General features: G+C 45.1%; 8 protein-coding genes and 1 riboswitch. Of the genes, 7 read left to right on the top strand and 1 reads right to left on the bottom strand.

Annotated features, from left to right (window positions below):
• The first annotated feature begins 18 nt into the window (after positions 1–18).
• The 7 genes from E3K36_00535 to E3K36_00565 all read left to right on the top strand — a co-directional run bounded on the left by E3K36_00535 (position 19) and on the right by E3K36_00565 (position 9,595).
• A complete protein-coding gene (locus E3K36_00535; protein ID MCF6153748.1) occupies positions 19–1,401 on the top strand; it encodes an ATP-binding protein in 1,383 nt (460 codons plus the stop codon).
• Positions 1,401–4,025 (top strand): endonuclease, encoded by a 2,625-nt coding sequence (locus E3K36_00540; GenBank protein MCF6153749.1) that lies wholly within the window; start codon positions 1,401–1,403, stop codon positions 4,023–4,025. The genes E3K36_00535 and E3K36_00540 overlap by 1 nt, the downstream gene beginning before the upstream one ends.
• A complete protein-coding gene (locus E3K36_00545) occupies positions 4,022–5,029 on the top strand; it encodes a PD-(D/E)XK motif protein (GenBank protein ID MCF6153750.1) in 1,008 nt (335 codons plus the stop codon). Before E3K36_00540 ends, E3K36_00545 begins: the two co-directional genes overlap by 4 nt.
• Positions 5,030–5,529: 500 nt before the next feature.
• Entirely contained in the window at positions 5,530–5,829 is a 300-nt protein-coding gene (locus E3K36_00550) for a GIY-YIG nuclease family protein (GenBank protein ID MCF6153751.1), read from the top strand.
• Between the two features lie 374 nt (positions 5,830–6,203).
• Positions 6,204–7,781 carry a DUF2851 family protein gene (locus tag E3K36_00555; GenBank protein ID MCF6153752.1) on the top strand — a complete coding sequence of 526 codons (1,578 nt, stop codon included), beginning with the start codon at positions 6,204–6,206 and terminating at the stop codon, positions 7,779–7,781.
• A 102-nt stretch (positions 7,782–7,883) separates the two neighbouring features.
• A complete protein-coding gene (locus E3K36_00560) occupies positions 7,884–8,534 on the top strand; it encodes a DUF374 domain-containing protein (protein ID MCF6153753.1) in 651 nt (216 codons plus the stop codon).
• Between the two features lie 194 nt (positions 8,535–8,728).
• Positions 8,729–8,823, top strand: a riboswitch (cyclic di-GMP riboswitch).
• 274 nt (positions 8,824–9,097) lie between these two features.
• Complete coding sequence (locus E3K36_00565) at positions 9,098–9,595, top strand: CHRD domain-containing protein (protein ID MCF6153754.1); 498 nt, start codon at positions 9,098–9,100, stop codon at positions 9,593–9,595.
• A gap of 207 nt (positions 9,596–9,802) precedes the next feature.
• Here the strand turns inward: E3K36_00565 and E3K36_00570 are convergent, their stop codons facing one another.
• Positions 9,803–12,574, bottom strand: coding sequence for a pyruvate, phosphate dikinase (locus E3K36_00570; GenBank protein ID MCF6153755.1), 2,772 nt, complete (start codon positions 12,572–12,574; stop codon positions 9,803–9,805).
• Positions 12,575–12,765: the final 191 nt, after the last annotated feature.

Consider the following 12,765-nt stretch of genomic DNA (forward strand, 5'->3'; position numbering starts at 1 on the left):
TGTTAAGGAGAGAATAACATGCCATATCATACCGAAGGGAACGAAGTTATTCCATCCGCACGACGTCTTATAAAGTCACTTCGCGATATGGGTTATGACTTCGCGTCTGCCGTTGCTGACCTTGTTGATAACTCAATAGAAGCCGGTGCCACGCTTGTTGCAATAGATGTGGAGTTTGACGGCGATGATTCATGGGTTCGGATCGCTGATAATGGCAAGGGAATGACACCTTCTGAGCTGAGAGAAGCTATGAGATACGGAGCCGAGCGTGAATATGAAAAAGAAGACTTGGGCAAATTTGGTCTGGGATTAAAGACGGCATCATTAAGCCAGTGCCAGAGGCTTTCCGTAGCGAGCAGGATCAATCCCGCGAGGGCAGACATTACGGCGTACTGCTGGGATATGGCACATATTGATAAAACAAATCGCTGGGAGATTCTTCCGCTTGATCGGAACGGACTCGGCCCCGCGATTCGTGAACCACTCAAGGAAACTACTGGAACAGTTGTTCTCTGGCAGAGACTTGACCGGATTCTTGGCTACAAACATCCTTACGGGGAAATGGCCAGGAGGAGGCTTTCTGCTTTGTGCAGAGACGTGGAGGATCACTTGGCAATGGTATTCCACCGTTTCCTGTCCGGTAAGATGCCCCGAAGGAAATTCAAGATTCTGCTGAACGGTAATCCCGTAAAGCCGTGGGACCCGTTTGCACGCTGGGAAAAGAAAACAAAGTCTCTGACTCCGGTTACCCTCAAAATTGAGCATGAGGGAGTATCAGGAGAAGTTAAGCTGGAACCGTTTGTTTTACCTCACCAGAATGATTTCAGTTCTCAGGATGCCTTCAAACAGGCCAGTGGTCCGGCAAACTGGAACCAGCAGCAAGGGTTTTACATCTATCGTGCTGGCCGTCTTATCCAGAGTGGAGGGTGGTGCAGACTTCGTACCATCGATGAGCATACCAAACTCGCCAGAATCGCCCTCAGTTTTTCTCCGGCGCTGGATGAAGCATTCAAGATCAACGTCGCTAAGATGCGCGTCCAGTTACCTTTACAGATTCGGGAGCAGATAGAACAGGCAATCAGACAGGTTGTCAAGATGGCAAGGGACGCATATGACCGCCCCTCCTCCCGTCCCCCTGCAACATCTGTGAACAGACCGTCCACGACTCCTGCAGTGCCGATTACTTCACCTCTGGAAGACTTAACAGAGACCGGACTGTCAATAAAACCCTCTGCCGGCACTGTCGAGGAGAATTCCTCCCCTTCAGAGGCACAACAGCTTTGGACAATTGATGAACTTCATTCACGCCTCAGGGATATGGCAGAGCCCGAAGAAAGGCCGATTATTGACAGGGTGTTTAACCGTTTTCTCACGCGCCTTAATAGAGAAGGAGATAGTTAATGACTTTAGAAGAGGCACTTGGCATAGTCCGATTAATGATTGATCGTGGGGTTTCCTGTGAAGTCGCAATCGAAAATCCTGCCATTCCGGAAGAGTTCAGACAGCAAATACGTGAGACACTTGCACAGGAAGAAAATATCACCCTTGAACCTGCCCGTATGCTTGTGGCGGCACCGCGCCGGGATGAGTGGCTGCGCTATATTGACCGGTCTGACTGGTACTACTGGCCGGCACTTCGGGAATATCTCCTAGGTGTAAAAGGCTGGTCAATAGCGGACGTTAGATCTCTTGATGAAGTTACTGACCGCACACTCGGGCAATTGGCTCCTCCTTCAACCGAGCAGTTTGACATTCGCGGTCTGGTTCTGGGACATGTCCAAAGTGGTAAAACCTCAAACTTTACTGCGCTCATCGCAAAGTCGGCCGACGTTGGTTATCGCCTTGTCATTGTCCTGTCAGGGATTGACAATGGTCTTCGCCGGCAAACGCAAATTCGCCTGAAGCGTGAGCTCGTAGGCTACACAGATAATCGGTCAGGTACAGTGCATCTTCCCCCTCTGGGGCGACAATGGCATGAATTTACGCGGGAAGATCTGAGTGGCGACTTTCAGCCCGGCTTTGCAAATCACGCTGCACTCCAAGGTTCTCAGCCAGTGCTGCTCGTCGTCAAGAAAAACGGTCAGGTACTCCGCCGGTTGCTCCGATGGCTGGATGATGCCCCTGAAGAAGTACGCCGTACGATACCCTTGCTGGTGATAGATGATGAGGCTGATCAGGCAAGCATGGATACCCGGGGGACTTATCAAACAGAAAATGAGCCATTGCCGGATGATTATGAGGAGCCTTCCGTAATAAACAGTCTGATTCGTGATCTGCTCCGCAGATTTCAGCGACGTGCTTATGTTGCATACACAGCTACACCATTCGCCAACATTCTTGTCCCACACGATACATTTGATCCTCAGGTGGAAAACGATTTGTATCCAAAAGACTTTATCGTGGACCTGGCGAAACCGGATCACTATTTTGGCGCAGAGGAATTATTTGGTCGTTTCGACCCTGTATCAAGCGAACAGGTTGGTGGTCTCAACATTATCAGGGATGTTGCAGACGAGGACCTACATTCACTCGAACAGGAAGAATTGCCTGCATCAGTTGAGATATCTGTGATAGATTTTGTTCTTGCCGGTGCAGCTAGGGCACATCGCGGTGGTGGTGAACGCCCGGCGACAATGCTTGTCCATGTGAGCCGTCTCATTGTCGAGCAGCAGAGAATGTCTGATTTGATTTGGCATAGATTTTCTGAACTTAAGGACGAGTGGCGTTACCAGAGGAGACACGGAATCAGGGAGCGTCTTCAAGCACGGTGGGAAGAGGAGTTTCGACCAGTAACCAGAGCAAGCCATCTGGAGAGGGATGTTTCCTTTGAACAGATCGAGCCACATGTAGGGCCTTTTTTTGAGGCCGTGCAAGTAAGAGTAGTGAATAGCGCTACGGGTGAAGTGCTTGATTACGAGAGAGAACCAGGCCTAAAGGCTATCGCTGTAGGCGGGAACAGGCTGTCCCGTGGACTAACACTGGAAGGATTGCTGATCAGTTTCTTTGTTCGCCAGAGTATTATGTACGATACTCTTATGCAAATGGGACGATGGTTCGGCTATCGCAGTGGTTATGAAGACCTCACGCGGATATATACAACCGCTGAACTGGCAGGATGGTTCAGTGATCTAGCTTTTGTCGAGCACCAGCTCCGTGAAGATTTGGAGGTTTACGAAAATCAGGGGTTGACACCGTACCAGGTAGGAATGAGAATCTGGCAGCATCCTGCGATGCAGGTAACCAGTCCGCTGAAACGCCGCTTTGCGACAGCCACAATTATATCTCAAACCTATGCAGAACAGTTGGTGCAGACATTTAAGTTCCCCTTGCGCCGTCCTGATGATCTTGCGGTTCAGGCTGAGGAAAATCTGCTGACTGTGCGGAACTTCTTAACCGGTTTGGGTATGCCCCAATGGGAAATCAATGGACCAGTATGGTCAGGAGTCTCCCCTGACGCGATACTCGAATTTCTGAGAAGGTATAGCGTCGACGTACAGGCGAGAAGCATTTCACCTCCCCTGATTTGTGCGTATATTGAGCGGCAGGTTGAGCTAGGAGAGCTTGTTCGCTGGACCGTAGCCGTGTTGGGGAGGGGAAACCAGGACAGAACGCTGGGTGAAGCGCTCTGGAACATTTCAGGTGGCCATATATGGCAAGTCAGCCGTAGCCGTCTCGGGAATACCGATTCAGTTCGTGCCATTGTAAGTCCGGGAGATGAGGCGGTTGGGCTTTCACTGGATGCAAGAGCCAGAATGCAGGAATATTTGCAACAAGGCGAGACTGAGAACCGAGCAGCGAGACGTTCTAGGCCACCGGAAGAAGGACTTATAATGCTGTATCCCATCAGCAGATTTTCCGGCTATGACCTGCAGCCGGGCGGCATCCGCCGACCACTCTATGATGATCCGGCAGACCCACGGGCACGCGACCTTATCGGCCTAGCAATATCTTTTCCCACATCAGCACATCCCCAACACGTAGAGGCATATCTGGAAGGCACTGTAGGCTGGAGGCCGGTAGAATGAGCCGAATCGCGCCGGATGTTTGGTCACGACTTGAACAAGCTCGACCCACTGGTGAAAATCTGACAGCGCGGCAAGCTGTACCTGATATTACTACCAGATTACAGTGCGCGCTTGATTCAGAAGGAAGGAGACACCTGCTTATTGCATTGCATGCAAATGAACGGGATTTCCGAGATACTCAGAGTAGAGGAATAAACGTTGTTACTCGTGATCTGATTATACGAGGTCTACCAATTGCACGCTATTTAGACATTCAATGTCTCGATGCTGCCGGGCATATGGCATTTGATTTGATAGGTGGTGAATTGGCAGACGAGCTTTCGCATGCGAACAGAATGCCCGCTGAGATCGTTAAACATGTCCTAGCAAAGTGGCGAAGGTTCTGGGGTCAACTACCGCGGACACTCCTTACAAGAGAAGAACTGCTGGGCCTCTTTGCAGAACTCTGGTTCCTCTTTGTTTGGCTGCATCCGTCCGTTGGTATCGATGAAGCTGTACAGCGATGGCGCGGCCCTTTTGGTTCACGGCATGATTTTGAGTGGGCTGGGAAATCGGTTGAAGTTAAGGCTACAACTTCCTCGCGGGGTCGCATTCACAGAATTAATGGTATCGATCAACTATTACCACCGGAAGGCGGGGAACTCCTTTTCTTCAGCTTGCATCTGCGTGAAGAAGCTGGTGCGACAAATACCCTTCCCGCCCTTGTTAATACAATTTTGCAATGCCTGAATCCTGACGTTGATGCATTAAGTCGTTTTGAGACTGTACTTGCACAGACAGGATATTCACCATCTCATAATGAGGAGTATTCAAAATTGCACCTGCGCGTAATCGATGAAGGTCTTTTCTCTGTGAGAGATAACTTTCCGCGAATAACAGCGCATCAATTTCGTGCAGGCGTTCCTGCCGGAATTGAAAGAATAGAATATGAAATTAATCTTGGTACTTTTGATTGTTTGCTGATAGCCCGACTACCTCAGGAGGGATCGGTCTTTCTACAATAGGCTTTTCTCTTTCAATATTTATTATGTTAAATTTTTCATTGCAAATAAAAATTTCCCGAAACTGACGTCTGATCACCTTAAAAGCCGTTGGATTGTAGGATTTCTGAAATCCAATATACAATTGACCTTGAAGGACTACCCGTAGAAGTTTTTGAAAATATTTCATTAGGAAAGTATTTTTATTAAATATTGTCTGCATCCTGCAAAACAATTAAGGTCAATTATCAGGCACAGTTATCCATCAGGGATTTTGAGTATAAAAGCAGTTTGGCCAAAATAGAAACTAAAGGCTGATTTAATTTGCAACTTATTGTTCATAATTTATTGAGTTTTTCTAATACCTGAAAGACGAGAGACTAATAAAAGGCGTATTTTGAAGCGAACTTGAACTTTGATATTTAAATATCGTTGAAGGAATAAAGACATCTGGATTCCCGCTTTTGCGGGAATGACAAAAAGGAAAGACAGGTAATAAAACGGGAATCCAGAAATGGGATTTTATGAGTTTTGACAAACATTATTTTGTTTACATTCTTGCAAATAAAAGAAACGGGACTTTATACATTGGCGTTACTAATAATTTGATAAGAAGGGTTTATGAGCATAAAAATGATTTAATAAAGGGATTTACGAAAAAGTATAGGGTTCATCATCTTGTTTATTATGAAATGACTCGTGATGTAATAAGCGCCATTGAGAGAGAAAAACGGTTAAAGAAATGGAATAGAAAATGGAAGTTGGAATTGATTGAAAAGATGAATCCTCAATGGAGGGATTTATATGACGAACTGGTTCAATGATACTATTTATTTTCTTTAAATGTCATTCGCGTGTACGCGGGAATCCAGAGTAGAGGCGAAGGATACTGGATTCCCACTTGCGTGGGAATGACAAGAAGAGGGATAATGGCATAGCGCACTTTGGGAGTAAGAGGAGAGTGAGTTTGAATCTATGATGGTTTTTCATGTCATTCCCGAATGCCTCCCCGTTTTCACGAGGACAAGTTTATCGGGAATGACAAATAAAAAGTGGGAATAACAAATAAAAAAACTGGAATCCAGAGTAGAGGAAAAAGAGGTAAAGGATGCTGGATTCCCGCTTGCGCGAGAATGACAAAAAAAAGGAATGACAAGAGAAAAATGAAAATTTTTATACAAGGAATTTAAAACGTTCCATGTTCAACCTCGATAAATATCCCACAAATTATTTTTCGCCTGTCTATCAGCAGATCGTAAACTCCCTTTATACTGGTATAAATGATGAAGGGGTGAACGGCAGTTCGTCCCTGCGTGTCCTGGAAGGCACAGAAAGGCTGATTAAGGAAGAATTAGTTCGATGTGTCTGGTTTGGACAGCATATTAAAAAGGACAAGCTTTTTACCGATGACGGCTTTCGCCTTGAAATTCTTTCTCCAGGATGGTGGAATTCTGAGGGAGGACCTGATTTCAAGCACGCTGAAATTCTCCTGGAAGGCAAAGGTCTCATAAAGGGCAATGTCGAAGTTCATGTGTTTTCATCCGATTGGATGCGGCATCAGCACGACAAACAAAGTACCTACGATACGGTATGCTTGCATGTCGTTATGTGGGATGACCAGGGAGGGTCCGTTAAGAATTGTAACGGCCAATTAATTCCTCAATTAACGCTGTCCAAATATTTAGATGCCGAATTGGATGAACTGGTAGAGTTGATCGACGTTGAATCCTATCTAAAAGGGAAAAAGGTAAATCCCGGATACTGTCAGACCGAAATGGAAAACCAGAAGGTAAATGATCAATGGATAGGTCGTTTCCTCGATTATGCCGGCGACGAGCGCATTCTTCAAAAGGCAAAAAGGTACGAACAATGGGTAGAAAAAAAACCATTAGATCAGGTACTTTACGAGGCTGTGATGGAATCGCTGGGATATAAAAACAATAAGGAGCCGTTTTTCACGTTAGCCTCCCGCGTGCCGCTTGAAGACATCAGGTCTTTAATTCCAGAAGATGCCTCTGCCCAAAAAAAGAAAAAAGATACGCAGGCGTTACTCCTGGGTACAGCGGGTTTGTTACCGCAACAAAGAAATGTAAAACCAGCCTGCGACAAAGAAACTGCGGAATATGTAAACGATATTGAACAGGCATGGAATAAAATACAAAAGAAAATAAACCGGGTTCCTTTGACAAAAAATGCCTGGAGCTATGCAGGGATCAGACCTGCAAATTTCCCGGAAAGAAGGATTGCGGCCATTGCCAATGTCCTTTCGGAGTGTTCATCCCTCAGCATCTTCCGATACCTCTTATCGGTACTTGAAAAGGTGGAAAGTTACGAAGATGCACACAAAATCATGAAGAGGCTCATTGAGGATATACAATCTCTCTTTCTTGATATTTATGACCCCTACTGGTCATATCATTATACCTGGTATGGGAAAAAACTGGCAAAACCCATTAAGTTGCTTGGAAAAGAGAGGACTTCCAATATTTTCATCAATGTTATTATTCCCATCTTGCTTATCTATGCCAGAAAGCATGACAACACAAAGATGGAAAAGACATTACATCTCGTGTATAGAAATTATTCTCCTCTTTCCGGTACCAGTGTAACGAAGTTCATGAGTCATCGTATCTTTGGACAGTCAGATGTATCAAAAAAAATAATCACTTCTGCCAGGAGGCAACAGGGGTTGTATCAAATCTTTAAGGATTTTTGCGAGAATGACAATATGAGCTGCAACAAGTGCGCCTTGTATCTGTCTATGGTTGAAAGCTAGTGAGGCAGGTAAAAAACATTTGAAACCACAGATTGCACAGATGACACAGATCAAAAATACGATCAATCTGTGTAATCAGTGAAATCTGTGGTTGCATTTAAAATGAAAAAACTAAAATTCTTTATCACAGGGATTCTTGGTTCCTGGCTCATAAAATTATTGGCCTTGACCATTCGTATTTCCGATTCTCCCAGAGGTTTTAATGAAAAGATACAAACCAACCAGGCTATTTACACCTTCTGGCACTGCCTGATGCTTATCCCTGCCTATGTGGGCCGCAATAAAAACATACAGGTACTCATCAGCCAGCACTCCGATGGTGAATATATCGCACAGGTAATAAAAAGACTTGGTTTTGGTGTTATACGAGGGTCAACAACGAGAGGTGGCGCACGGGCTGTAAAGGCCATGGTTGATAAGGTACGTGAAGGGTATCCGGTTGCAATTACCCCCGACGGACCACGGGGCCCCCGATTCGTTGTCCAACCCGGAAGCATCTATCTCAGCCAAAAAACAAGACTGCCTATTATTCCCACTACCGTTGGATTATCCCGTTATTGGAAGCTCCCAAGCTGGGACGAGTTTCGTATTCCAAAGCCATTTTCCCGGGCATTAATGATGTATGGCGACCCCATCCATATTCCACCCAATCTTACCGGGGAAGAAATGGAAAACTATCGGCTTCTGGTAGAAAAAATTATGAAAGAAATGACAGAAAGAGCTGATATCCTGGTACGGCAAAAAAACAGGTAAGCCACTCTGTTTGATTTGTGCAGCAAGTGGTTTGCAAATTTACCGGTGTGACAAATAGCAGGCTTGCGGAAAAAATCAGGTACAAAATTTCTCCGGAAAGTCTTGAATTATCATTTTCAACTATTTTCTGTTTTTGCTTGACATCACCTGCTATGCATGCTTGAATGGAAAAAAATTATTCATGATATAATACATCACGATAAAGGCAAACCTTGAGTAATCAGGGGACGCAAAGTAAAGGGTCTTAGCCGCTTAAACGGCTAAAAAATAAGACAGCCTTACTGCCGAAGATTTTCACAATGAATATCTTTGCAGTAAGGCTTTTTTATTTTAAGGCCAATTTTATAAAGAGTCTTTACTTATCTATTATGCGGTAATTAAAACTTGTTGCAGAAAGGAGGGGATGCTGGTCTTCTTTGATCATTCGTGGACGTTGGTGCTTTGTGTTTCGTTGGATAGCTAAGGAAGATTGAAAAAATGATTAAAAACCCATTATGCTAAGGAGGAGTAAGATGGAAAAGATTTTTAGGAAAATTGCGGGCATGGCTATTGCCAGCACAAAGATGTCAAAGATTGGACTGATCACTTCGACCATATTTATATTTGCATTTACGGTTTCGTTAGTTCCGTTGAATGCATATAGTCAACAGGGCAAAAGCGTAAAGGCATTTACTGCCATTTTGACCGGAGGTCAGGAAGTTCCACAAAATGAAAGCAATGCCTTTGGAGTCGCATTTATAACCTTTGAAGAAGACGAAAAACTTCTCTCTTATTCGATAACCTTTACCGATACCAATTTAATTGGGTCAGAAACTGCGGCACACTTCCATGGCCCTGCCAATCCAGGGGAGAATGCACCGGTGCTCTTTCCGATAACTCCGGTTCCCGGCAGTCCAAAAGTTGGGAGCGTCGGTCCGCTCACGGGAAAACAGGTCAGGGATTTGAAGAAAGGGTTACTCTACCTCAACATTCACACCGATGAGTTCCCCGATGGGGAGATCAGGGGACAGGTGCTGCCTGTTCGAGGAATAAATTTTAAAGATGTAAGTGAAGGTGAGTAAATATGAAGGAGGTATAGGACAAAAGGCATCTGAGGCACGTCCCCTTAGATGCCTTTTGCTACATACCTGGCAAAACCCTGTCCTCTGTATTCTTTACAGGCGCACCCAAAAACAGAACAGATGCAGGATTAGCATTTGTCAGTTTATAAATGCCAATCAGAAGAACTGATTTTTCCCTGTTTCAGGAGAAAGGTTGGGAAATGTCTGTCAAACAGTTGCCTGAGATACCGGCTGCTGTAAAGATGCCTGTGCCGCTGCGAGCCGGGCAATGGGTACCCGAAATGGCGAACAACTCACATAGTTCATTCCCACCTGATGGCAGAATGAGATGGTTTGCGGGTTGCCACCGTGCTCACCGCAGATACCCACCTTTAAATCGGGTCGCGTGCTCCGTCCCTTCTTAATCCCGATCTCCACGAGTTGTCCTGTACCTTCCTGATCCAATATCTGGAATGGATCTTTCTCAAGAATGCCTTTTTCAATGTAATCAGGTACAAAGGAACCCACATCATCGCGGCTAAAACCAAAGGTCATCTGGGTTAGGTCATTTGTTCCGAAGGAGAAAAATTCTGCATGTTTGGCAATCTTATCCGCTATCAGGGCTGCTCGTGGAAGCTCAATCATGGTGCCAACCATGTAGTCAATCTGCATATCCTTCTTCTTCATAACGTCTTTCGCTATTCTATGGACATCGTCTTTTAATAGATTAAATTCCTGGTCGGCGCTAATGATGGGCAACATGATCTCCGGATATACAGTAACACCTTTTTTCTTCACATTGCAGGCAGCCTCAATGATGGCCTGCACCTGCATATCATAGATTTCCGGATATGTGACACCCAGCCTGCAGCCACGGTGCCCCAGCATGGGATTTAATTCATGAAGCGCAGAGACCTTCTCTTGTATCTCTTTCAGGCTGATCTTCATCTGCCTTGCCATTTCTTTCTGGTTGCATTCTTCCTGGGGGAGAAATTCATGCAGAGGAGGGTCAAGAAGCCTTATGGTAACCGGGAGTCCGTCCATTACCGTAAAGATCTGTTCAAAATCACGACGCTGCATGGGAAGCAATTTTTTGAGGGCGGATGTATATAAATTCAATGGTTCTTTGAGCTCCTTTTTGACTTGCATTAATTCCTTTTTAATAGCGTCCGATTTCTTATTTAGGGCCTTTGCAAGTTCCTTCTCCAGTGCAGCAATCTTCGCCTTTAAATTTTTTACGTCCGGAGCGGAAAGGATCATCTGTCGAACAGAATCGATTCTGTTTTCGCCAAAGAACATGTGTTCTGTCCTGCAGAGTCCAATACCCTCTGCACCCAATTCCCTTGCCTTTTTAGCATCCGCCGATGTATCGGCATTTGTTCTTATCTTCAGTTTGCGGACTTCATCAGCCCACCCCATAAGTGTGGCAAAGTCTCCGCTGAGTCCGGGTTCAATGGTAGGAACCATTCCCAGCATTACTTCGCCAGTACTACCATCTATCGAGATATAATCCCCCCTTTTTATTATCTTACCGTTCACCTTAAAGGTCTGACTTTTATAATCCACTTGTAATGAACCGCATCCGGCAACGCAGCATTTACCCATCCCCCTTGCCACCACAGCAGCGTGCGAAGTCATGCCTCCGCGTGTTGTGAGAATACCTTTCGCAACATGCATTCCCCCAATGTCCTCGGGCGAGGTTTCTTTTCTGACAAGAATAACCTTCTCTTTCTTTTCAAGAGTCAATTTTTCAGCGTCTTCTGCGCTAAATACAACCTTTCCCGTAGCCGCACCTGGTGAAGCTGGAAGCCCTGCTGCAATAATCTCTTTTTTTGCCTTGGGGTCAAAAGTTGGGTGTAACAACTGATCAAGCTCATTGGGATTAATACGGGAAATTGCAGTCTTTTTATCAATCAGCTTTTCTTTAACCATATCAACTGCAATCTTCACTGCAGCCTGGGTGGTACGCTTACCGGTCCTTGTCTGCAACATGAACAATCGATTTTCCTGGATGGTGAATTCTATATCCTGGACATCTTTAAAGTGGTTTTCCAGGATATTTTTATATTTAACAAGCTGTTCGTAAACCTCCGGCATTTCTTTTTCAAGATTTGCAATCGGTTCAGGGGTACGGATTCCGGCAACGACATCTTCGCCCTGGGCATTGATGAGGAATTCACCGTAGAATTTGTTTTCGCCGGTCGAGGGATTTCTCGTAAAACATACGCCCGTGGCAGAGTGATTTCCCATATTCCCGAAGACCATAGCCTGAACGTTTACTGCCGTTCCAAGGAGTCCCTTAATTTCGTAAAGTTGCCGATATTTTACGGCACGCGGATTATTCCATGAGGCAAATACCGCATCTATTGCCTTCTGAAGCTGCACTTTCGGGTCGTTGGGAAAGTTTTCACGGGTCTTCTTTTTATAAACAGCTTTAAATTCTTCGGCAATTTTTTTTAACTGGTCAGTTGTGAGTTCCGTATCACTTTTTACCCGCGCCTTCTTTTTGTATCTATCAAGAATCTCTTCAAAATAGTGGCGCTCCACGCCCATGACAACGTCACCAAACATGGTGATAAACCGTCGGTAAGCATCCCACACGAAGCGTTCGTTGCCTGTCTTTTTTATAAGTCCGTTAACAGCATCCGGAGTTAAACCAAGATTTAAAACCGTATCCATCATCCCTGGCATGGATGCTGCTGCACCACTACGGACAGAAACCAATAAAGGATTGTTTGGATCACCCAATTTTGCCCCCATAAGTTTTTCTAATCGGGAAAGATTCTGTTCTATTTCTCCGGAAAGACCTTTCGGGTACTGCTGATTGTTTTTGTAATACGCATCGCAAACCTCTGTGGTTATGGTAAATCCCGGGGGGACAGGGATACCCAGATTGGTCATCTCTGCAAGATTAGCACCCTTGCCACCCAGCAGGTGTTTCATATCAGCCCTACCCTCGGCAGAGCCGTTGCCAAAGAAATAAACATACTTAGGCGACATCCAAAAACTCCTTTCCGCAATAGATAAGATTAATACGCACGATGTGCATGCTTTTTTATCATGAAAATACTGACAAAAAGGTTCTTAATGGTATCAAAAATCCCTGGAACTCGCAAGAGAATTTCATCAACATTGAGATTCCAAACAGACATGTTTTTATTTTTCTTTGCATTATTACACAATGTTTGATA

Source organism: Candidatus Brocadia sp. (assembly GCA_021646415.1).
Taxonomy (GTDB): domain Bacteria; phylum Planctomycetota; class Brocadiia; order Brocadiales; family Brocadiaceae; genus Brocadia.

What these genes read in the sequence shown, in the direction of transcription:
- E3K36_00535 (MCF6153748.1), top strand. Translation starts at nt 19, where the DNA reads ATGCCATATCATACCGAAGGGAACGAAGTTATTCCATCCGCACGACGT.
- E3K36_00540 (MCF6153749.1), top strand. Translation starts at nt 1,401, where the DNA reads ATGACTTTAGAAGAGGCACTTGGCATAGTCCGATTAATGATTGATCGT.
- E3K36_00545 (MCF6153750.1), top strand. Translation starts at nt 4,022, where the DNA reads ATGAGCCGAATCGCGCCGGATGTTTGGTCACGACTTGAACAAGCTCGA.
- E3K36_00550 (MCF6153751.1), top strand. Translation starts at nt 5,530, where the DNA reads ATGAGTTTTGACAAACATTATTTTGTTTACATTCTTGCAAATAAAAGA.
- E3K36_00555 (MCF6153752.1), top strand. Translation starts at nt 6,204, where the DNA reads ATGTTCAACCTCGATAAATATCCCACAAATTATTTTTCGCCTGTCTAT.
- E3K36_00560 (MCF6153753.1), top strand. Translation starts at nt 7,884, where the DNA reads ATGAAAAAACTAAAATTCTTTATCACAGGGATTCTTGGTTCCTGGCTC.
- E3K36_00565 (MCF6153754.1), top strand. Translation starts at nt 9,098, where the DNA reads ATGTCAAAGATTGGACTGATCACTTCGACCATATTTATATTTGCATTT.
- E3K36_00570 (MCF6153755.1), bottom strand. Translation starts at nt 12,574, where the DNA reads ATGTCGCCTAAGTATGTTTATTTCTTTGGCAACGGCTCTGCCGAGGGT.